We start from the raw sequence: 20,752 nt of genomic DNA, 5'->3' as shown, positions 1-20,752 counted from the left end.
CTCGGACGTGGGAGCGCCCGCGCAAGCGGGCTCGGCAGCGTCCATCCTCGCGCGACATGTGCTATTTGTGTCGCGCGGGAGGGGCGTTCGTGCCGACGATCAAGCACATCATCGAGACGCAAGGAGGCCGCATCCTCGAACGGTGGGCCGAGGAGGCGCAGAAAACGGCGTCAGCGCGTGGGCTTTCGCGGCCCGAGTTGATGAACATCATGCCGCTCTACCTCGCGTCCCTGGTCGGTCCCGACGGGCCTGTGCCGAGCGGCCGTCAGCTCGAGCTCGTGGAGAGCCACCTTGCTGCCCGCCTCCGTTCCGGCTTTGATCTCGTCGAGCTCCAGAGCGAGTTCGCGCTTCTCGGCCGCTGCGTCTTCCAGGCGTGGGCGGCTGTGCCGCCCGAGGAGCGGTGCGACCCGCTGGAGGTCGACAGGATCCTCGAAGTCGTGCACGCGTCGACCATGCTGCTATCCGATATGTTCGTCCGACACCTCCTCGACGACGCGCAATCGGAGAAGCGGTTTTCCCGGCTGATACGACAGGCGTTCACGGGCGAGCCGTCCGACGTGCTCCGCAAGTCCCCGACCCTGGCCGGGCGGCTCGGCGCCGCCATGCCGATCGTCATGGAGGCGCTCGGCGCCGCGACGGCGGCCATCCTGCTTCGCGAGCCCATGACCGAAAAGCTCGTGATGACTGCGTCCGCGGGGATCGCCGACGAGCGCCTCACGCAGTACGCCCGCTCGCTCGCGCCCTCCTCGTTTGCCGGGAAGATCGCGTCGTGCGACGAGACGACGACCCTCCTCGACGCCGAGACGACCGAGCTCGACGTCACCGACAACCTCCGCCACAGCGGCATCCATGCGCTCCTCGGGGTCCGTATCCCCCTCCAGCGCGAGCTCCTCGGCGTGATGTACGTCGGCCTGCGCGAGCATCGGCCTTTCTCGGCGCGGGAGAAGCGGCGCATCGAGGCGATCGCCGAGCAGCTCGCGCTCCTCATCGAGAACGTGGAGCTCTACAACATGCTGGAGGAGCGAATCGCGGCGCTGCACCAAGAGCAGCGGATGCGGGACGTCCTCTCGTCGATCCTCGTGCACGACCTCCGCGGCCCCCTCGCTGCGGCGCGCGTGGCCGCGCAGATGGCGGACCGCTCGACCGAAGACCCCAAGCTCAAACGCTGGACATCGACCGTCCTCCGGAGCCTGGACCGCACCGAGCGCATGGTGAGCGACCTGCTCGACGCGCAGCGCGTCCAGGCTGGCGAGCGCCTCCCGATTGCACGCGAGCGCTGCGATGTCCTCGATATCGTGCGAGACCTCGTGGCCGAGCTCTCCCAGCAGCACGGCGATCGTTTCGTCGTCGTCGCGCCCGAAGGGCCCACGACGGGAAATTTTGGTTGCGAGGAGCTCCGACGAGCCTTCTGGAACCTCGCGTCGAATGCGCTCAAATACGGATCGGCGGACCCGGTGCGTTTCACGGTGCGGTCGCTGCCGGACCAAGTCGAGGTGGAGGTGCACAACGAGGGCCCGCCGATCCCCGCGGACGAGCAGGCCACGCTGTTCGAGCCCTTTACCCGCGCGCGCCACGAGCACGCGTCGCCGGGCGGCTGGGGGCTCGGGCTCGCCGTCGTCCGCGGCGTCGCGGAGGCCCACGGCGGGAGCGTCGACGTCGTGAGCGCCCGTGGACGCGGGACGTCGTTCACGATGCGGCTCCCGTTCGACGGCGAGGGACCTCGGCGACCGGCCGCCCGCTGAGGTGGCCGTCGCGGCGCGTGCCCCCTTGGGAGGACGTCCCGCGGGCCTTACGATCGATTGTGCTGCATTCCTATCCACCCCAGCTCGCCAGGCTCGTGCGTGAGCGATGGGACGAGGTGGCAGCGGTCGGGAGTTCACGGCTCCCGGGGCAGGAGGCGCTCGAGGAGCTTCTCTCGATCTGTTATCAGGCGAGCCTGCTCCGCGAGGAGGAGCGGCCGGTCACGTTCCGCTTGATCCTCGGGGACGCCGAGGGGTATCCGGCCGAAGCCGGCCCACCCTGGGGGCTGCACCGCCTGGTGTTCACGCGCGCCCGCTCGCTCGACGCGCACGAGCTGCGGCGGCTGTCGCCGGCCATCAAATACCACCGCGCGCTCATCGGTGTGCGCGAGGATGGCCGTGGCGGATTCGAGATATGGGGCATCCTGCATTCGGGTCCCCGCTGGCTCCACGCGGCGCAAGGCGGGCGGGGTTCGTGGTCGAGCCTGCCGCCGTGGGCGCTCGTCATTCGCGCGTCGGGACCGGGGCAACTCGCGGTGGCGAGGGGGTCGATCACGCTGGGCGAGCTGCAGGGCGGCAGGCTCATGGGGCCGGCGATGGACCTCTTCGAGGCGCGCTGGCTCTCCGAGGGATTCGAGGAGGTGCACGCCGAGCTCGCGGCGCTGCACGAGGAGGCCCGGCCCTTCGCGCGCGCCCCCGGTGCGGAGCTCGAACCCGAAGTGACGCGGCGAATCACCTGGCAAATGCTGAAGCGCCTCATCACCACGATTCGCCGGGCGCACCACGGCGGCACGCTGGTCATCCTGCCGCCGGGCGAGGTGGGCGAGGCGGCGGACCTGCTTCGCATCAAATACGAGTTTAGCGAGGGAGAGCCGCGGCGTCGTTATCGCACGTTGTTCCTCGCGACCATGGACGTGCTCGCGGGGCGCAGCAAGGCGTGGGCCTCGCCCTCGGCGTCGGTCGGCTGGGACTTCTACGAGTCCAGCACCGACCCGCACCTCGTGAGTCTCGACGAAGCCGTCTCCGAGCTCTCGACCCTGATCGCGGGCCTCGCGGACGTGGATGGTGCCGTCGTATTGACGAGGCGCCTCGAGCTGCTCGGGTTCGGCTGCGAGATCGGCGGGGATTTGTCCGAGGTGCCGTCGGTGAGGCGGGCGCTGGACATCGAAGGGACGCGTTTTTCGATCGAGCCGACGGAGACCGTCGGGACGAGGCACCGCTCCGCCTATCGCCTTTGCCAGCACATTCACGGCGCGCTCGTGATCGTCGTCTCCCAGGACGGCTGGGTCCGCTTCGTCACATGGAAGGAGGGCGGCGTGATGTACTGGGACCACGCGGTGACGTCGGGGGACGTGTAGCCACCCGCGCGCGAGAGAGCACACCACCACCTCCGGAGCGCGTTGACGTTCCTGCGGCCGCGGTGCGACCATCGCGCCCATGCAGGAAACGATGAACCACGTCAGCGCGACCCTCACGAGCTTGAAGACCACGCTCGTCGAATTCGCCGTGCGGTACGGGTTTCAGATCCTCGGCGCGTCCGTCATCGTCTTCGTCGGGTTCAAGACCGCGGGATACCTCACCCGCATGCTCGACACGTGGCTCGAAAAGAAGACCACGATCGACGTCGCGCTTCGGAGCCTCATCGTCCGCCTGCTCCGCTTCGCCGTCGTGGGCGCCACGATCGTCATCGCCGCGGAGAAGATCGGCGTCCCCGTCGCCTCGCTCATCGCTGGCCTCGGCGTCGCCGGCGTTGGCATTGGCCTCGCGATGCAGGGCGTGCTTTCGAACCTCATCGCGGGCATGACCATCTTTTTCCTCAAGCCCTTCAAGGTCGGCGAATACATCGACGTCCTCAAGGAGCACGGCGAGGTCGTCGACATCACGTTGTTCTCGACCACCCTCCGTCACACCGATCAATCGCTGATCGTTATCCCGAACCGCCAGATCTCCGGGGAAATCCTGCACAACTACGGGACGAAGCGCCAGCTCGACATCGAGATCGGCATTGCGTATGCCTCCGATATCGGCAAAGCGATCGACGTCGCGACGGAGACCGTCCTCGCCGACCCGCGCGTCCTGAAAGAGCCCGCGCCGCTCATCGGCGTTCGCAAGGTCGGCGATTCCGCGCTCACCGTCTCCGTGCGCCCCTGGGTGCCCGTCCCCGAGTACGAGCAGACGCTCCTCAGCCTTTATCGCGCGATCTTCGAGGCGTATCGCGAGCACGGCGTCGACGTGCCCCACCCCCAGCGCGAGATCCGCGTGATCCACGCGGAGACCGGCGCGGCGCGGGCCGTCCTCGGCGCGCCGGTCGTCAAGGTCAATTAGGAGAGCCGCTCACGCGTCACTCGTCGTGCACCTTGAGCCCCGGGATCCCCAGCATCACGGCTTGACCGCTCACGGCCGAACCCCCGATGTGCAGGTTCTTCAGGCTCTTGAGCTCCTTCAGCGGCGCGAGATCGGTCACGCGCGTGCGCTTCATCTGTAGCATCTCGAGCTTCGTCAGCTTGGAGAGCGGCGTCAGATCCGTCACCTCGGTCTCGTCGATCTGCAGCTCCGTCAGGCTCGTCAGCCCGGACAGCGGCGTCAGGTCCTTGATCGGCGTGCGGCCGATGTCGAGCCGATCGAGCTTCGCGAGACCCGCGAGCGGCGTGAGGTCTTTGACCTGCGTGGCCGCGATGCGCAGCGACTCGATCGTCGTGAGCGTCTTCAGCGGGCTGAGATCGTCGATCTTCCCGGGCGGCAGGTAGAGGCCCTTCACCGACGTGAACAGCGGGAAGATGCACGGGTCGAGCTCGTCGAGCTTCGCCTCGGTCAGGTTCAGCGTCCTCGCTTTGCCGAGATCCGCCTTCGTCAAGGCGCCCTCGGGCTTCTGCGCCTGCACGCGCACGACCGCCTCGAACTTCGGATCCGTGAACGTGATCGTCGTGTCCTTCGAGCACACGACGTCCTTCTTCTTCGGCGGCGGGGCCGGCTCCGCGGCGCTCGGCGTGGGCGCGGACGTGGGCGCCTGTGCCTGTGCGGCGGAGGCGACGGGCGCGGCGCTCGGCTTCGGGGCCGCGGCGTCGGGCTTCTTTTCATCGCATCCGAGGAGCGACGTGAGGGCGATCGAGAGGGCGATACCCGCGAGGGGCGCGATCGTTCGGGGCAGCATCGGCGCGGATGGTACAAGGGCCGTACGCGGAGGGGTAGACCCTTGGCTTCGCGGGACGAACGCGTCGTTGCGCTGGGTCTCGAACACCCGTACCATCCGGTCTCCCGCGAACCGCGAGGGAGCCCTTGACCGCCGCACGACTCGACTTCGGCCACACGCTGAGCGAATTGGCGCTCGCCCCGACGTACAGGGCGTTCGAGTGTTTTCGCGAGGTGCGCGTCCCGCAGGGCCTCGCGGAGGTCTCGCACGAAAGGCTGCTCGGCGCGCTCACCTCCGCCGTCGCGGTCACGGCGAAGCGGCTTGGCCTGAAGGCCCGCGACGTCGAGGCGATCCTCCCGTGGGCCGGGTACATGGGCCAGCTCCAGCAGCTCGAGCGCGCGCGCGTCGAAGCGCAGACCGTCTTCGATCAGTACGCCGTCTCCGTCGGGGGCCTGCTCACGGGCCTCGCGGGCGCCACGATGGAGGTCGATCCCAAGCGCAAGAGCGCCGCGCAGACGCTCACGAACGTCGCGCGCCGCTTCTCGCGCGAGCGCGCGCTCGTGGGCCCGCTGAAGGTGCTCGCGGCCGAGCTCGAAGCCTGGGAAGAGGCCATGGAGAAGGCCGGAGAGCTCATCGATCGGAGCCGGCTCGTCCATCGGCACCTGCAGCGCCGGCAGCTCTTTCGTGTCTCGCTCGTGTTCTTGATCTTCGCGATCTGCTCGGTCGCGGGCGCGTTCATGATCCGCGAGCGCCGCATCGCCGCTGCGCGTCAGAAGCTCGACGCGCGTATCACGGCCGCGCCCGACCCGTGTTCGATCACGGACATCAACGAGGAAGAAAAGCGGCACGCGCTGCCCGAGCATTTCGCGCGGATCGACGAGAAGAAAAAGGCCTGCGAGGAGCGGCGGGCGCGCGAGCGGTACGAGGCCTCGTGCGACGCGCTCGTGAAGGCCGTCGAGTCGGGCAAGCTCTCCGCGGAGGACAAGGCGACCGCGAAGGGCGCCGCCGAGAAGCTCGAACGCGCCGCGGAGGGGAAGCTCGTCGCCGCGGACCTCCTGGCCAAAGAGTCCGAGATGCCGTGCGGCGATACGAAGGCGAAGGGCCGCATCTGGCTCGCGTACGCGCGCGGCGCGGCGCGCTCCACGGCGGCGTGGGCCGACGTGCCGGAGATCTCGGAGGACCTCAAGAAGGCCCTCGCTTCGAAGGAGCTCGAAAAGGAGACGGCCTACAAAGAGGGCATCGCGCCGGACGCCGAGGAGGTCGCGTCGCGCGCGATCAAGGGCGACGCCGTGGCCATGGAGCGCGCCGAAAAGCTCTGCAACGGTCGTGCGGCCTACGGACTCGAGGTCGGCAAGAAGTGTCAGCGGTTCCTTCAGATTCTCGAGGGGCTCGCGAAGCAAAAGAAGAAGTGAGCCCGGCGTCCGTGAAAAGCCGGCGTTGACGTTGGGGGCTCCGCTCCGCGAGCGGAGCTGTGCCCCCAAACCCCCCCGTGCGGCTTGACAGCTTCGCGGCGAGACGGTTCGATCGCCACGATGGAGCACGTGGCTGACGACGTCTTCCAGCGAGCCCGGGCGCGCGTAGGCCAGGTCTTGCGCGGCAAGTGGCGTCTCGACCACCTGCTCGGCGTCGGCGGCACCGCGTGCGTCTATGCGGCGACGCACCGGAACGGCAAGCGCGGCGCGGTGAAGCTCCTCCGCTCCGAGTTCGCGACCGACGAGGAAGCGCGCCATCGCTTCCTGCGCGAAGGCTACGTCGCGAACCGGATCGAGCATCCGGGCGCGGTCGCCGTGCTCGACGACGACAGCGCGGAGGACGGCGCGGTCTTCCTCGTGATGGAGCTCCTCGAAGGGCAGAACCTCGAAGAGCGCGGGCGCTCGCAGCCCGGCGGTCGCCTGCATCCGTCCGAGGTCGCGTTCGTCGCGGAGCGCCTGCTCGACGTCCTCGCGGCCGCGCACGACAAGGGCATCGTGCATCGGGACATGAAGCCCGAGAACGTCTTTTTGACGCGCGCGGGCGCCGTGAAGATCCTCGATTTCGGCATCGCGCGCATGCGGGACAACACGGCCGTCGGGGGCGCGGGTCGGGCCACGGAGGTCGGCAGCATCATGGGCACGCCGGCCTTCATGCCGCCCGAGCAGGCGCTCGGGCACACGGCCGAAATCGACGCGCGCACCGATCTTTGGGCGCTCGGCGCGGTCATGTTCTACGCGCTCTCCGGCAAGCTCGTCCACGAGGCCGAGACCGTGAACAAGGTCCTGCTCGCGGCGATGACACGGCAAGCGCCGCCGATCGGCTCGATCGTGCCCGGCCTCCCGCCTGCCTTCTGCGAGGTCGTCGATCGCGCGCTCGCCTTCGATCGCCAGCGCCGCTGGCCCGACGCGCGCACGATGCAGCGCGCCCTCCAGGCGGCGATGCAGCACATGCCGCCGGCGCCGCCGATCACGATGGGGCCCGCGACCGGCGGCGCGCAGGGGCCCGGCGCGGCGCGGATCACGAGCGCGCCGTTCTCGCGCGACGCGTCCGCGTCGCCGCTGCCCTCCCGAAAAACCCTCCTCGTCGGCCTCTCGCTCGCGGCGGCCCTCGTGCTCGGCGGCGTCGGGTTTTTCCTCGTCCGCGTCCGCGGGGCGACGACGACCCCGGAGACCACTGCTCCTGCCGCCGTGCCCGTGCCGGCACCTTCCGCGGCCCTCGCGCCGCCTGCATCTGCGGCGACCCTCGCCGCCGCGCCCACGCCTGCGCCTTCGGCGAGCGCCGTGTCCACGGCGACGGCGGGGACGCGCGCCCTGCCCACGCCGACCCCACAGAAGAGCACGAAGCCGCCGCAACAAGGCGGCTCGAAGGACATCTTCAGCGAATGGTGACCTCGATGAACGACCGCTCGACCTGGGATCGGCGCAAGCTGCGCGTCGCGGGGATCGGCGCGGCCCTCCTCGTGTCCTTGCTCGCGCGCCCTGCGGCCGCCGACAAGACCGACGACGACGCGCTCCGCGCCGAGGAGCTCTTCAAAGAGGCGCGCGCGGCCATCGACAGGAACGATTACGCCGCGGCGTGCCCCAAGTTCGAGGAGAGCCTCGCGCTCGTCCGCCGCGCCGGCACCCTCTTCAACCTCGCGCAATGCGAGGAGCACGAGGGGCGCCTCGTCACGGCGATGCGTTATTACAAGGAAGGCATCGTCGTCCTCGACCCCGGCGACCCGCGCCTCGCGCCCTCGAAGAAGAAGCTCGCGGAGATCGAGCCGCGCATCCCGTTCCTCACGATCAAGCCCAAGGCGGAGCTGCCGAAGGACACGCGCGTCACCATCGACGGCAAAGAGGCCGAAGGCGTCGGCGTCGCGCTGCCCGTCAATCCGGGCAAACGCACGATTGCGGTGCTCGCGCCCAAACACACGGAGGAGACGTACCTCGTCGAGGTCGGCGAGGCGGAGCAGGTGGAACTCCTCGTCAGCGCGGGCAAGGTCATCGTCGAGCCGCCGCGGCTCACGCCGGCGGATCTCTTGAGCATCCGGCAGCGGCGTATCGCGGCGGTCTCGTTGCTCGGCGTCGGGGCGCTCGGGTTCGTCGCCGCGGGCATCACGGGCGGCCTCGTGGTCTCGACGTATAACGAAGTCGAAAAAAATTGCGTGGGCGGGCGCTGCGCCACGAAAGACGCATATGAAGCGGCCCAGAACGGACAAACGCTGCTCGTCGTGAACACCGTCGCGTGGGGCGTGGGGATCGCCGGGGCGGGCGCCGGAGCGGTGCTCTACCTGCTGGCCAACAAGAAGCAGGCGGAAAAAACAGGGCCCGCGCAGTCCCTCCTCGTGGGGCCGGGTTTCGTCGGGGTACGAGGGAGCTTTTGATGTCCTCCACGAACACGCCCCGCGCGCTGCGCGCCATTCTCGCCTCGGCCCTCGTCGCCCTCGTCGGAGGCGGGTGCATCGCGCTCGGATACGATTTCGACCGGAAGCCACCGCTCGCTTGTAGCAGCGTCGCGGAATGCCCCGGCGAAGACACGTTCTGTGGCACGCGAAAGTGCGAGCAGAATGTGTGTACGTTCGTGAACGTGCAACCCGCGGGGGTGAAACCTCTCGGCCAGCCGGTGGACGATTGCCAGGATCTGACGTGCGACGGAGCGGGCCACGCGGTCTCGAAGCCGGCGTCGGATCAGCCCCCCAAGGATGCAAGTGATTGCACCGAGGACAAGTGCGTGGATGGGACGCCGCTCTTCGTGCCCGTGGACAAGGACAAACCTTGCGGCAAGGGGGGCGCCCTCGCGTGTGACGGACTCGGGTCGTGCGCGGGTTGCACGGCGGCGACCGACTGCGGAGACGACGGGCCGTGCGTGAACTGGTCGTGCACCGAAGGCGTCTGCCTCCGGGTCAACGCGCCCCGGGGGACCCTCGTCACCGACACCGTGAAGGGGGATTGCCTGGCCGAGGGCTGCGACGGCGACGGGAATGTCGTCACCCTCTCGTTTCAGGATCCGATGGACGACATGGATCCTTGCAAGGACGACATCTGCAAGGACGGCGTCACCGTGCATGAGCCCGCGGCGAACGGGACCCCCTGCGCGGAGGGCTGCCGAGCGTGCACGGACGGCGTATGCGAAATGATGTGCAGCCCTGGATTCGGCTGCAACGACGGCGTGATCTGCAAGCCCCTCGCGCAACAGCCGAACGGGTCGGCTTGCCAGGAGGCGATCGATTGCACGAGCGGCTCCTGCGTCGACGGGGTCTGCTGCGAGAACGAGTGCTCCGGCAAGTGCATGGCTTGCTCCAACCAGAAGACCGGGCAAGCGAACGGCATGTGTGCCCCTGTGATCGACGGATCGAACCCCGACATGGATTGCGGAGGGTCGGACGTCTGTTTCGGGGGGAAATGCCGTTGCGAGAATGGTGTGAAAGACGGCGCCGAGCTCAAGGTCGACTGCGGGGGCATCTGTGCGCCGTGCGGCGGAACGTGGGTTTGCAATGGCAGCAATGGGTGTGAAGGGCCCATCCCGGCGTGTTGCTCGTTCGAGGTCAACTGTTTCGATTGCGGCAACGAGACGGCCGATTGTTCGATCGTCGAGGGCACACTGTGCACGGTCGAGGTGGACAAGCCGAAGTCCTTCACCGGCGGCACGTTTTGGGATGGCTGTCTCAAGTGCAAACGCATGACGTGCATCTGCCAGTAATCGTCCGTCCCACTTGACCTTGCCGGCCCGCCGGCCGAAGCTTGCCACGTGCCCCCGTTCCGTCCGCTCCGAGGCGTCCTCCTCGCGCTGATGTGCTTGGCGCTGCCGATCGGCGCCCACGCCGCGCCCGATGCTGCGGCGCTGGCGCCCGAGGCCGCTTCCGCCGCCGCCGCATCCGCTTCCGCTCCCGCCGCCGCTCCCGCCGCCGCTCCCGCCGCCGCATCCGCTCCCGCTCCCGCTCCCGCATCCCCCTCCGCCTCCGCCGCCCCTCCCATCGCCGAAGGCGCCCCCGTCCGCCTCCGCGACGCGCGCTTCTTCTCCCTCCGTGTCCCCCGCGCGGGCGAATCTCCCGAAGAGCGCGCGCGCGCCGCCACGATGGCCCTCCGCGCCGCCGCCGAGAGCGGCGAAGAGGCCGCCGTGCGTGTCGAGCGCCGCGGCGATGAAGCCGCCGTCCTCGTTGGCACTCGAACGATCGTCACCATCGGCCCCGACGACGCCGCCGCCTCCGGCCAGCCCAGCGTGGTCGCGCTCGCCGAGGACGTCGCCGGCCGTGTCCGCGTCGCCCTCGCCAAGGAGCAATCGCGAAGCGCTGCGCTCCTCACCTTGCTCTCCGTCGCGCTCGTCGTCCTCTCGGGCATGGTCGCCCTCTTTTTCGCCCGCAAAATCGGCCAGATCGCCGACCGCGCGCGCGCCTTCCTGGAGGAGCACCCCGAGCGGATCCCGGCGATTCGCCTGCAATCGATCGAGGTCGTCCGGCCGGAATCCTTCCGCGCCGCCATGCTCATCGCCACGAAGGCCGGGCGTATCCTCTTCCGGCTCGGCATTGCTTATGGCTGGGTCCTCATCGGCCTCTCGCTCTTCGAGCCCACGCGCGGTTATGCCGAGCGCCTCAGCGGGTTCGTCTTCGGCCCCCTTTATTCGCTCCTCGCGCGCCTCATCGGCTCACTCCCCTTGCTCGTCGTCGCGGTCATCGCCGCGATCGCCCTCATCGTCCTCATCCGCTTCATTGGCCTCTTCTTCGAAGGCGTCGCGCGGGGACAGACGACCCTCGATTGGCTCCCGGCCGACCTCGCCGCGCCGACGAGCATCCTCGTCCGCGCCTCCGTCGTCATCGGGTTTTTCCTCGTCGCCGCCCCGCTCGTCCTCGGCAATGACGACGGCGCCCTCGTGCGCGCCGGCACGGCCGTGATTGCGGCGCTCGCGCTCTCCACCACGCCCGTCGCGGCCAGCGCGGCTGTCGGCATCGTCGTCGTGTACGGCCGCCGGCTCTCGGTCGGGGATCACGCCGAAATTGGCGGGCGCGCGGGCAGGGTGCGCGCCGTCTCGCTCCTCGAAGTCGAGCTCGAAGGGGAGGACGGGACCTTCCGGATCCCGCACCTTTATTCGCTCGTAAGGCCCACGCGCCTCCTCGGCCCGGAGCCGCCCGTCTCGGTCGAGGTCACGCTCGAAAAGACGGCCCTCGACGACGAGGCGCGCGAGCTCTTGCGCGAGGCGGCGGGCGCGGTCGGCAGCCGGCCGCGCGTCGAGCTCGTGCGGCTCGACGCCGAAGGCGCTTGTTATCGGGTCACCACGCATCGCGCCGGCACGGGCGCGGCGAGCGAGCTCGTGGTCCTCCTCGCCGAGGCGCTCTCCGCTGCGGAAATCCCGCTCGGCCGGGCCGGCCTGCGGATCGTCAAGCCAACCGAAAGATCCTGACGGGCTCTTTTCGACCGCGCACATGCAGCGGCGCCGTCGCCGCGGCCTCGGGCAGATCGAGCCCGCACGCCTCGAAGACCCGCGCCGTCACGAGGATCTGCGAGCCAAGCTCCTTGTTCAGCCCCTCGACGCGCGAGGCCACGTTCACCACGTCGCCAATGACGGTATATTCTTTCCGCTCCGACGAACCCACGTTCCCGATGAGCGCCTTGCCCGACGCGATCCCGATGCCGACCCGCGTCGCCGGGATCGACCCGTCCGCGACCAGCGCTTCGAGCCTCGCTACGATCTCCAGCGCCGCCTCGATCGCGTTCTTGCAATCGTTGTCGCCCCGCAGCGGCGCGCCGAACACGGCCATGAAGCCGTCGCCGAGGAACTTGTTCACGATCCCGTGGTGTGCGTTGACGCTCTCGATCATGAAATCGAAGAGGGCGTTCAGGTACCCCACGACCTCTTCCGGGCTCTTTCGCTCCGCGAACGCCGTGAAATTGCGGACGTCGAGGAACATCACGCACACCTCGCGCAGCTCGCTCCGGACGTCCGCCTTTTGCGCGAGGAGCTGCTCCACCACCGCGGGCGAGACGTGTTGCCCGAACACGCTCAGGATCCGGCCGCGGTCTTCGAGCGACTCCAGCGTCCGCCGAAACCCCTTCTCCAGCCGCCGCGCCACGAACCCCGCGGCGACGCCGCTCCCGAGCAGGATGAGCGCCTTTCCAAGGTGATGCGCCGCCGACGCGAGCGGGCTCCCCGCCCGCGCCGTCGCGCCCTGGAGCGTGAAAAACGCGAGCAGCGTATACTCGGTCGCGGCCACGATTCCCGAGAAGATGCAGAGCTTCGGGTCGAGCCGCAGCGTCGAGAGCAGGATGAATACGAAATAGACGAACGCCGGCGGCAAGAGCAGCGCCTCGAACGGCTCGACGATCGACATGTAATAGATGATCGCGAGCGTCGGCAGGCTCGTCTCCACGAGCGTGTCCACGTAACGCCGCGCCGCGGGCGGCTTCTTGCGGCTCTGGATGAGCTTCTCGACCCCGCGCAGCGCGACGAGCTCGTACGCGGCGAATCCGCCGAGCAAGAGGCCCACGCGGACGCGGTCGAGCCGGCTGTGGAAGAACTCGGCCATCGCGCCGGGGTACGACGCCGAGAGCGCGAGGAACGCGATGAGCGCGCCGCCGAACGCCCCCGCGAGGAGCTGCGCCCGGAAGCGCTCGCTGATGAGGATCTCGCGCGCGAGGTTGTCGCTGATCGTCCTCCGGGCGAGGCCCTCGGCCGGGGGAACGGCGAGGGCGCTTCGTCCGGAGGCGAGCGAGCGTGGAGCCTCGGTCGGGGGCGCGAGATCCGTCATCCGGGGTTCGGGCTACGCGATCTTTTCGTCAGCGATCGTGAGCGCGGCGTCGAGCGCGGCGATGCCCTCGTCGAGCTCCTCCTCCGTCACGATGAGCGGCGGCGCGATCACGAGGTGGCTCACCCACGCGAGCACCGTCACGCCGCGCTTCGTCATTTCGGCGGCGACCGCGTCGATGACGAGCGGCTTGCGCGCCGCCTTGTCCTGCGGCGTGTTGAACGGCTCCTTCGTCGTGCGGTCCTTGACGAGCTCGACGGCCCAGAAGAGCCCGAGGCCACGCACGTCGCCGATCGACGGGTGCTTCGCGGCGAGCGCCTTGAGCTTCTGCCCGAGCAGCTCGCCCATCTTCGCCGAGCGCTCGATCAGGTCGAGCCGCTTGTACTCGTTGATCGCCGCGATCGCGGGGGCGAGCGTGAGCGGGTGCGCCTCGTAGGTATGGCCGTGGGCGAAGTAGTTGTCGTCGAAGAAATCGGCGATCGCGCGGCTCGTCGCGACCACGCCGAGCGGCACCGCCGCGTTCGTCACGCCTTTCGCGGTCGTCAGGATGTCGGGCGTCACGCCCCAGTGCTCCACGGCGAACCACTTGCCCGTGCGGCCCCAGCCCGTCATCACCTCGTCGGCGATGAGCAGCACGCCGCGCTTTTTCGCGAGCTCGGCGAGCTTCGGCAGGTAGTCCGGGGGCGGCACGAGCACGCCGTTCGTCCCAACGATCGGTTCGACGATGATCGCGGCCACGTTCTCCTCGTGGTCGATCATGTACGCGAGGTAATCGGCGCAGGCCGTGCCGCACGTGCCCTGCTTTTGCTGGAGCGGGCAACGATAACAATTCGCTTCGGGCCCGAATATCACGCCCGGGATCTTCCCGGTCGGCTCCACGAACCAGCGGCGCAGGTCACCCGTCGCGGCGATCGAGCCCGCGGTCGAGCCGTGGTAGGACGTGTAACGGGCGATGATCTTGTGTTTGCCCGTGTAGAGCCGTGCCATCTTGATGGCGGCCTCGTTCGCCTCGGTGCCGGAGGTGGCGAAGAAGAACTTCTCGAGCCCCTTCGGCATGACCTCGAGCATCTTCTGCGCGGCCTTCGCGCGGACGTCGCACGTGTACGAGGGGCCGATGAACGCGAGCTCCTTCGCCTGCGCGCAAATGGCGTCGATGACCGCCTGGTTCTGGTGGCCCAGGTTCGAGCAGACGAGCTGCGACGAGAAATCGAGGTATCGTTTGCCAGAGGCGTCCCAGAAATGGCAGCCCTCGGCCTTCGTGACGTGCAGGGGCTTCCAGCCGCGCTGCGCGCGCCAGGTGCCGTAGGTATACCTCGCTGTGAGCTCGGAGATGTCGTCGGTCATGACCGCGCATCCTAGGACATCAGCCCGCGAGACGGAACGACGGTTTTGGTGTCCGTACACCCGGCAGCGCGGTCAGAGCGCGCGCCGCGCCTCGATGAGGCCGGTGACGAGGGAAGGAGGCGCTTGGGCGGGGGTGGTCGCCTGCCGCGCGTGCTGACCGAAGGTCTCGGCGGCGGGCGCCGCGTCGGCTTCGTGATCCTCGTACTTGGGGTAGTCTTTTCTGTCCTCGTCCACCGTCGTCCCGTCGAGGAAGAAGTGGATCCATGTCTCGATCTCCCACTTGGGCACGAGCAAAGCCACACGCTCCTCCGGCCCCCGCGGCGCGAGCGCTTTCTTTTCCAACGCGTCCTCGAGCGTTTTGCGACGCTGAGGAACGGTGAGCTTGTCGGCGTCCGTGAGCACGACGAGGGTGGTCTTCGTTCGCGCCGCGCGTGGGCGGTACGCGCGAAGCTCGTCCGGGTAACGCTCGCGGACGTGCTGCTCCCCGGATCCCCCGCCGCCCTTGGCCGGATACTTGTAACGGCTGAGGCGGATCCTGCCATTTTCGTAGCCCATCGCCAACAGCATCCTGCGAGCGAACACCCAGCCTTGTAGGTCCTCGCAGAGCACGATGGCCTGCACGCCGTCAGGCATCGTCCCACCCCCGGGCGATTGTCTCGGCGGCGTCCAGGCCCTCGGCAGGCGCGAACCGCTTCACGCGCGTGGGGCCCGTCCCCTCTCGGAAGAATTGCCAGCCGTAATCGACCGCGAGCAGGTTCAGCACCTCGGGATGGTGGCTGATGAGCCAAATTTGCGGCCCATTCTTCGTGAGGGCGAGATCCGTGATCTCGGAGAGCCAGGGCTGGATCTCGCGCAAGGAGACGTAGTTGTCGGGCTCGTCGACGACGAGCGTCTTGCCGGGTCCGGCGATGGCATGGCGGAGGACGTAGAGGGCGATGAGGGCGCGCTGGCCGTCGGAGAGATCATCGAAGCGATAACTCTCGTGATTGGTCTCATCGCCGAAACGTGCGTGAAGGGAGCCTTGTTGTTCGAAGACCTCGAGGAACCCCGGCAGGACCTTCGCCAGCGTCGTGTTTGCCTTGAACATCGATCCGGGCTTCACGGCGAGCTGACGCAGGTACCAGGTGGAGAAGTTCGAGAGGTTCGCTTCGAGCCACTCCGAGGCTCGACGATCGATCGTGGCGCTCATCGCCCGCGGATCGGGGCGGAGGAGCCAGAGGTTCCAGACCCATTGCTTGAACCACGCGAGGCGCTGCTCGTCCCTGCCCGGTTCGAGGGCGCCGACACCTGAGCGTGTGGGCTTGACTTTGACGCGAGCGCCTGCGGCCCCGTCGTCCCGGAAGGTGCGGAGCTCGCTTCCCTCGACCTCGACGAGGGGCACGTCATCGAAGGTCAAGCGCTCGGTGACGACATGCTGCTTGCCGGGCGTGGTCTCGTCGTGCTCGACGACCAGGCGATAGCGGTACAGTCCCGCGTTGCCGCGGACATCCAGCTCGATCGTCTGCTCCGTCCTGCGATCCCACCGCGTGCGGCTACCATCCTCGAAGGCCGAGGCGACGAGCAGGTCTCCCGTCAAGAACCCCTGCACGCCGCGCAGGATGTCGAGCAGCGCCGTCTTTCCGACGCCATTGGCCCCGAGCATGATTGCGAGCGGACCAGGCCGCCACTCGAAATTCACGTACGACCAGACGTTGTCGACGTACACCCGTTCGATCACGACGCCTCTCCTTGCGACGCGTTGTACCGCGTCCCTGGGGGGCGGACACCACCCCAAGGCCGCTTCTTCCGCGACCCGCCAGCCGTCCTCGACGCGCCCCCTGCTCAGGGCATCTTGACGACGTGGAACGTCTGCACGAAGCCCGGCTTCGAGGGCGTCCCGAACACGCCGAGCAGCTTCGAGTCGGGCACGATGTAGATCGCCTTCAGCGCCGAGATGTCGAGCCTGCCGCCGACGGCCGTGAACGCGACGGGCTTTTGCCCCTCCTTCACGCCCTCGATCTTGCCCTTCGACCACTTGAGCTTCATCGAGAGGCTCGACACGTCGAGGTCGTCGCGGTTGTCCGGCCAGCCGATGCCGCGGATCGCCACGAACCCGCCTTCTTCGAGCTTCGCCGCGAGCTTCGGCAGGACCTCCGCGACCTTCTCGTCGAGGTGCTCCTCGCACTCGCCGGGCTGACAGATGCGCATCGGATCGCGGCTCTGCCCGTCGTCTCCGTAGAAGTGGATGTCGAGGCTCCCGGTCGACTCCGTGCGCTTCTCCATCGGCACGACGAAGAGCTTCTTCGACGCGGACCAGCCGATGCGCCGGCCGCCGCCCTTGATGATCTCCTTCGCGAGCGACTCCGACTCGCTCAGCGCCTTCGCCTCGGCGGGCTTGCGCTCGGGCGCCTTCGCCTCGGTGGGCGTTTCGCCCTCGGGCTTCGCCTCGGCCGCGGGCGTCTCCTCCGCGGGTTTCGTCTCCGCGGGGGCGGCCTCTTTCGCGGCGTTTTCGCCGCCGCCCTCGGGCGTTTCGGGTTCCTTCGCCGGGCCGCAGGCCGGCAAGAGAGCGAGTACGAAGGTGAGGGCGGCGAGGGAGCGAACCATGGTGGGAGACCTCCTGGGGGTTTGGGGCGCAGGACGCCGTAGGCGATCCGAAGCCCCAAGCGTTGACAGGTTTGGGGCCGAGGACGCCGTAGGCGATCCGAAGCCCCAAGCGTTGACAGGTTTGGGGCCGAGGACGCTGCAGGCGATCCGAAGCCCCAAGCGTTGACGGACGTGGTGCGAGGAAGCTACTCCAGGCCGGGCCCGCGCGGAAAACCTTTTCCAGGGCGCGGAGGCCGGTACACTCGCGCCTCATGCAAAACCACTCACGTTCTTTCTCTTTGCCTCGCATCACGACCAGGCTCGCGCTTCGGCTCTCGGCGCTCTTGCTCCTCGCCGCGCCGCTCGCCGCGTGCGGGGACGAGGGCCCGGCGCCTCCTGGGCCGATCCCGCTCGACGCGCTGCGTGACGAGCTCGCGCTGGCGACGTGCGAGCAACACGTGCGGTGCGGGCTTTCGCCGGACAAGGCGACGTGCGAGGCGACGCAGGGCGACGCGCAGTCGACGCTCCAGCTCTTGACGGACGCGGTGCTCGGGCGCGTGACGTACGACCCGGCGGCGGGGCGCACGTGCGTCGAGGCGGTCCGCGCGTATGCGTGCGACACGCGCGCCTCGGCGCTGAAGGGCTCCTCCGACGCGTGCGCGGGGATGTTCGTCGGCACGGTGCCCGAGGGCGACGCGTGCTTGCTCGCGGAGGAGTGCGCGGGCGACAGCTTCTGCGACACGTCGATGTGCACGGGCGACGGCGTGTGTTGCCTCGGCGCGTGCACGAAGCGGCCGGCGCTGGTGGCGGTGGGCGGCGACTGCACGACGAACCCGTGCGTCGCGTCGGCCTACTGCGATCAGGCCGAAATGCCGTTCACGTGCAAGGCGCGCGGGGGCAACGGCGACGCGTGCGACGGGGTCGACCAATGCAAGGACGGGATGCGCTGCGACGTCGGCGGCAATCCGCAGACCTGCTACCTCCTGCAAAACCGCGGCGGCCAGTGCAACCCTTCGCTGAAGCAGGGCGCGTGCTTCCGGTTCGACGATTATTGCCACCCGACGGACCGCAAATGCGTGCAGCTCCCGAAGGACGGCGAGCCGTGCACCGACGACAACAAGTGCCTGCAATATTCCTTCTGCGACGCCGGCACGTGCAAGCGGCTGGCGATCGAGGGCGAGGCGTGCACGGATGACGGAAACTGCCTCGGCACGCTCCGGTGCAACGAGATGGTGTGCACGATGCGGGCGTCGAATGAGGTTTGCGCGTTCTGAGAGCGGCTGATGGCGGAGAGGGATGCCCGTGGGGGGGAGGGCGTCCTGTAGGTCCGGCGGGTTGCCCGCCCCTGCGCCCTTCGGTCCGCGCATGCTGCTCCGGGGCACGATCGTGCGCGATAGCGCCTATTTCGGCGACGTGGACTTCGCAGCCAAGCATTTCTTCAAATGCTCGCGATACCGCCCGCTCGTGTCGCACGCGGCTCTTGCTTCGGCGCGGGCGGCCTTGCAAACGTTCTCCGCGCTAACTACCCTCCCGAGCCTGTGCCGTCCTTCGCCTCCATCCAGTTCGCTCGCTCCTGCACGGCTGTCGCCTTCGTTCTCATGGCGTCCGCCGGATGCGGGGGCGCGTCCGAGCATCCGGCGGTTCCTGCGCCCTCGCTGCCGCCGCCTCCGGCGCTCACCGGCGTGCCGCCGCTTGGCTGCGCGGCGCCGCTCGCCGATCGGTCGGTAAAGGCCACGGCTCTCGTCGCGAGCGAGCTCCACACGTGCGCGCTCCTCGACGGTGGTCGCGTGGCGTGTTGGGGGCGCGACGAGAAGCGCGGTCGGATGAATCTTTGCGAGAGCAAGCACGCGGCTCTGGCCGTCGAGCTACCGTTCGAACGCGGGGACCAGGTCGCGACCTCGATGGAAGGTACGTGCACGCTCTCGCAAGGCACCGTCCGCTGCACGGAAGGAATCTTCACCGCGCTGTGCGACGATCACGCCTGCGGGAGCGGAGAGGTCGCGGCGCTCGCGGGCGCCTCACGAATTGCGGTCGGCGACTACCACATCTGCGCCATCGTTCGTGGTGAGGTCGTTTGCGTGGCACCCGTATTTTCGCACGGCGTGGCGCCGGTGCTCGCGAATCCTGGCGGTCGCGAGGCAAAGCGGGCGCCGGCGGGTGCGGGCGGCGAATACGCGCGGGGCAAGGTGTCGATTCGAGGAGCAACGCTCGTGACGGCCGGCTCCGGGTTCTCGTGCGCGACCGATGCCGCAGGTGCGGTGTGGTGTTGGGGCGCCAATCATTTTGGCGTGCTCGGCGTGCCACACGGCAAAGAGCAGGACGACGGCGTTCTGCACCGCGTGGCGGCCTTCGATGGCGTCGTCCACCTCGAGTCGAACCGCGTGACGACCTGCGCGATCACGCGCGCGGGCGACACGTATTGCTGGGGCGCCGATTTCGATGACGGCCCTGCCAAGATGCCATTCGAGCGCGCGCGCGACGTCGCGATCGGAGACGGATTCGTCTGCGCGGTCGACGGCGCGAACCGCGTGACGTGCGCGGGAAAGTTCAGGGATGTGCTCGGCGGCGAGCCGCTGTCCTTCGCCGGCAAGCCGATCGAGATCGCGAGCGGCAGCGGGCGCCTGTGCGCGCGGCTCGAGAGCGGCGCGATCGCGTGCGCCGGAATCTCCGGGTACCTCGGCGATGGCGGCGGTTTGCCGACGCCCGTCAATGACGGCTCCGGCGCGATGGACGTCACGCTCGTCCACGAGCCGCGCTACGTCCTCGGCCCGCGCGCCGAATAACGCGCGCGGTCACGGCGGCTGTTCGATGGCTCCTACACAGCCCGCGCATACTGGCTCGGCGGCTGTCCCACGTATCGGCTGAACGCCGTGCTGAAGGTGCTCGCCGAGCCGTAGCCGACGCGCTCGGCGACCTCGGCGATTCCGAGTTCTTGGTGGCGGAGCAGATCCCTCGCGACGGCCATTCGCCAGGCGAGCAGGTATTCCATCGGCGGCAGGCCCACGGTGCGGGTAAAACGCTCGAAGAACGCCGAGCGTGAGAGCGCCGCCGTCTTCGCGAGCTGGGCCACTGTCCATGAACGCGCGAGCTGACCGTGCATCTGGCGTATCGCCGGCGCGAGCTGCGCATCGGAGAGCCCGCGCAGGAGCCCCGGCGGCGCGTCGTCGCCGGAGGTCGATCGCAATGCTTCGATGAGCAGCACCTCCACGAGCCGCGTGAGCACGAGGTCGCGCCCTGATCTCTGCGCATTCGATTCCTCGCCGACGAGCCGCACCAGGGTCGAGAGCCGCTCGACACCACGCACGTGCACCAGCGCCGGCAGGAGCGACACCATCAGAGCCGCGTCCGGCGAGTCGAACACGAAATAACCGCCGAGCAGCCGCGCGTCGGGGCGGACGCCACGCGTGCCATGGTGGACTTCCCCCGTCGGCGCGGGCGTGACTTTGGGGTCGATGCGCGTTGGCATCACCGGTTCGAAGCCCGACAGCGTGAAACCCGGCGTCGCTGGCAGGAGGACGAAGTCATTGGCCTCGAGTGTCACGGCAGGCTGACCGTCGACAGCGAGGAGGCAGCGGCCTTCGAGCACGACACAGAAGCTCGGTTGGCCAAACTCCGCGTAGCGAACCCCCCAGCGACCGGCGCCGCTGATGCGCTTCGAGAACACGGCGCGCGGCTGGAGCAGCGTGATGACTTCCGAGAGAGGATCGTTCACGTTCCGGACTTTAGCAAATGAAACGTGGACTCTCCATGGTAGATCGTCCGGCATGTCGCGACTACGTTCTCCCC

17 protein-coding genes are annotated in these 20,752 nt (G+C 68.7%); 10 read left to right on the top strand and 7 right to left on the bottom strand.

From position 1 onward, the window contains the following. Positions 1–89: 89 nt before the first annotated feature. From QHF89_RS04950 to QHF89_RS04940, 3 genes are all read left to right on the top strand, one after another. On the top strand, positions 90–1,742 hold the full coding sequence (locus QHF89_RS04950; protein WP_284720069.1) for a sensor histidine kinase: 1,653 nt from the start codon (positions 90–92) through the stop codon (positions 1,740–1,742). 59 nt (positions 1,743–1,801) lie between these two features. Then, on the top strand, positions 1,802–3,097 hold the full coding sequence (locus QHF89_RS04945) for a putative sensor domain DACNV-containing protein (protein WP_136967262.1): 1,296 nt from the start codon (positions 1,802–1,804) through the stop codon (positions 3,095–3,097). A 91-nt stretch (positions 3,098–3,188) separates the two neighbouring features. Then, entirely contained in the window at positions 3,189–4,064 is an 876-nt protein-coding gene (locus QHF89_RS04940; RefSeq protein ID WP_284720068.1) for a mechanosensitive ion channel family protein, read from the top strand. A gap of 16 nt (positions 4,065–4,080) precedes the next feature. Here the strand turns inward: QHF89_RS04940 and QHF89_RS04935 are convergent, their stop codons facing one another. Further along, positions 4,081–4,890: a leucine-rich repeat domain-containing protein gene (locus QHF89_RS04935; protein ID WP_136967264.1), complete on the bottom strand. Its 810-nt coding sequence runs from the start codon at positions 4,888–4,890 to the stop codon at positions 4,081–4,083. A gap of 125 nt (positions 4,891–5,015) precedes the next feature. On the opposite strand from QHF89_RS04935, the gene QHF89_RS04930 reads away from it, so the two are divergent. From QHF89_RS04930 to QHF89_RS04910, 5 genes are all read left to right on the top strand, one after another. Continuing rightward, entirely contained in the window at positions 5,016–6,281 is a 1,266-nt protein-coding gene (locus tag QHF89_RS04930; protein ID WP_136967265.1) for a hypothetical protein, read from the top strand. 120 nt (positions 6,282–6,401) lie between these two features. Next, entirely contained in the window at positions 6,402–7,730 is a 1,329-nt protein-coding gene (locus QHF89_RS04925) for a serine/threonine-protein kinase (protein ID WP_136967266.1), read from the top strand. A 5-nt stretch (positions 7,731–7,735) separates the two neighbouring features. Further along, entirely contained in the window at positions 7,736–8,707 is a 972-nt protein-coding gene (locus QHF89_RS04920) for a tetratricopeptide repeat protein (protein ID WP_136967267.1), read from the top strand. Next, on the top strand, positions 8,707–10,023 hold the full coding sequence (locus tag QHF89_RS04915; RefSeq protein ID WP_136967268.1) for a hypothetical protein: 1,317 nt from the start codon (positions 8,707–8,709) through the stop codon (positions 10,021–10,023). Before QHF89_RS04920 ends, QHF89_RS04915 begins: the two co-directional genes overlap by 1 nt. Before the next feature lie 375 nt (positions 10,024–10,398). Beyond that, on the top strand, positions 10,399–11,718 hold the full coding sequence (locus QHF89_RS04910) for a mechanosensitive ion channel (RefSeq protein WP_284720067.1): 1,320 nt from the start codon (positions 10,399–10,401) through the stop codon (positions 11,716–11,718). Here QHF89_RS04910 and QHF89_RS04905 read toward each other — a convergent pair. The 5 genes from QHF89_RS04905 to QHF89_RS04885 form a co-directional block, all read right to left on the bottom strand. Then, the gene (locus QHF89_RS04905; protein ID WP_136967270.1) at positions 11,696–13,063 is read right to left on the bottom strand and encodes an adenylate/guanylate cyclase domain-containing protein; all 1,368 of its coding nucleotides are present in this window, start codon (positions 13,061–13,063) and stop codon (positions 11,696–11,698) included. The genes QHF89_RS04910 and QHF89_RS04905 overlap by 23 nt on opposite strands. Before the next feature lie 12 nt (positions 13,064–13,075). Beyond that, complete coding sequence (locus QHF89_RS04900) at positions 13,076–14,404, bottom strand: aminotransferase class III-fold pyridoxal phosphate-dependent enzyme (RefSeq protein WP_136967271.1); 1,329 nt, start codon at positions 14,402–14,404, stop codon at positions 13,076–13,078. 72 nt (positions 14,405–14,476) lie between these two features. Further along, positions 14,477–15,037: a hypothetical protein gene (locus tag QHF89_RS04895; RefSeq protein ID WP_136967272.1), complete on the bottom strand. Its 561-nt coding sequence runs from the start codon at positions 15,035–15,037 to the stop codon at positions 14,477–14,479. Beyond that, positions 15,030–16,121 carry an AAA family ATPase gene (locus tag QHF89_RS04890; protein WP_136967273.1) on the bottom strand — a complete coding sequence of 364 codons (1,092 nt, stop codon included), beginning with the start codon at positions 16,119–16,121 and terminating at the stop codon, positions 15,030–15,032. Before QHF89_RS04890 ends, QHF89_RS04895 begins: the two co-directional genes overlap by 8 nt. A 104-nt stretch (positions 16,122–16,225) precedes the next feature. Continuing rightward, positions 16,226–16,987, bottom strand: a complete 762-nt coding sequence (locus QHF89_RS04885; protein ID WP_284720066.1) for a hypothetical protein — start codon at positions 16,985–16,987, stop codon at positions 16,226–16,228. Between the two features lie 251 nt (positions 16,988–17,238). Here QHF89_RS04885 and QHF89_RS04880 point away from each other — a divergent pair, with 251 nt between their 5' ends. Together QHF89_RS04880 and QHF89_RS04875 are read left to right on the top strand one after the other, a co-directional pair. Next, on the top strand, positions 17,239–18,240 hold the full coding sequence (locus QHF89_RS04880; RefSeq protein WP_136967276.1) for a hypothetical protein: 1,002 nt from the start codon (positions 17,239–17,241) through the stop codon (positions 18,238–18,240). A gap of 324 nt (positions 18,241–18,564) precedes the next feature. Further along, complete coding sequence (locus QHF89_RS04875) at positions 18,565–19,749, top strand: RCC1 domain-containing protein (RefSeq protein ID WP_284720065.1); 1,185 nt, start codon at positions 18,565–18,567, stop codon at positions 19,747–19,749. A 32-nt stretch (positions 19,750–19,781) separates the two neighbouring features. On the opposite strand, the gene QHF89_RS04870 is transcribed toward QHF89_RS04875, so the two are convergent. Further along, on the bottom strand, positions 19,782–20,678 hold the full coding sequence (locus QHF89_RS04870) for an AraC family transcriptional regulator (protein WP_136967278.1): 897 nt from the start codon (positions 20,676–20,678) through the stop codon (positions 19,782–19,784). Positions 20,679–20,752: the final 74 nt, after the last annotated feature.

The sequence above is a fragment of the Polyangium sorediatum genome (assembly GCF_029946465.1).
In the GTDB taxonomy this organism is placed as follows: Bacteria; Myxococcota_A; Polyangia; order Polyangiales; family Polyangiaceae; genus Polyangium; species Polyangium fumosum.
Note: the sequence above shows the minus strand (reverse complement) of the source record. Positions and strands in the feature narration are given on the sequence as shown.

Bases quoted from the DNA above. Each gene is read 5' to 3' on its own strand.
- QHF89_RS04940 (WP_284720068.1), top strand. From the start codon at position 3,189: ATGAACCACGTCAGCGCGACCCTCACGAGCTTGAAGACCACGCTCGTC.
- QHF89_RS04935 (WP_136967264.1), bottom strand. From the start codon at position 4,890: ATGCTGCCCCGAACGATCGCGCCCCTCGCGGGTATCGCCCTCTCGATC.
- QHF89_RS04925 (WP_136967266.1), top strand. From the start codon at position 6,402: ATGGAGCACGTGGCTGACGACGTCTTCCAGCGAGCCCGGGCGCGCGTA.
- QHF89_RS04920 (WP_136967267.1), top strand. From the start codon at position 7,736: ATGAACGACCGCTCGACCTGGGATCGGCGCAAGCTGCGCGTCGCGGGG.
- QHF89_RS04915 (WP_136967268.1), top strand. From the start codon at position 8,707: ATGTCCTCCACGAACACGCCCCGCGCGCTGCGCGCCATTCTCGCCTCG.
- QHF89_RS04910 (WP_284720067.1), top strand. From the start codon at position 10,399: ATGGCCCTCCGCGCCGCCGCCGAGAGCGGCGAAGAGGCCGCCGTGCGT.
- QHF89_RS04905 (WP_136967270.1), bottom strand. From the start codon at position 13,063: ATGACGGATCTCGCGCCCCCGACCGAGGCTCCACGCTCGCTCGCCTCC.
- QHF89_RS04900 (WP_136967271.1), bottom strand. From the start codon at position 14,404: ATGACCGACGACATCTCCGAGCTCACAGCGAGGTATACCTACGGCACC.
- QHF89_RS04895 (WP_136967272.1), bottom strand. From the start codon at position 15,037: ATGCCTGACGGCGTGCAGGCCATCGTGCTCTGCGAGGACCTACAAGGC.
- QHF89_RS04885 (WP_284720066.1), bottom strand. From the start codon at position 16,987: ATGGTTCGCTCCCTCGCCGCCCTCACCTTCGTACTCGCTCTCTTGCCG.
- QHF89_RS04880 (WP_136967276.1), top strand. From the start codon at position 17,239: ATGCAAAACCACTCACGTTCTTTCTCTTTGCCTCGCATCACGACCAGG.
- QHF89_RS04875 (WP_284720065.1), top strand. From the start codon at position 18,565: ATGGCGTCCGCCGGATGCGGGGGCGCGTCCGAGCATCCGGCGGTTCCT.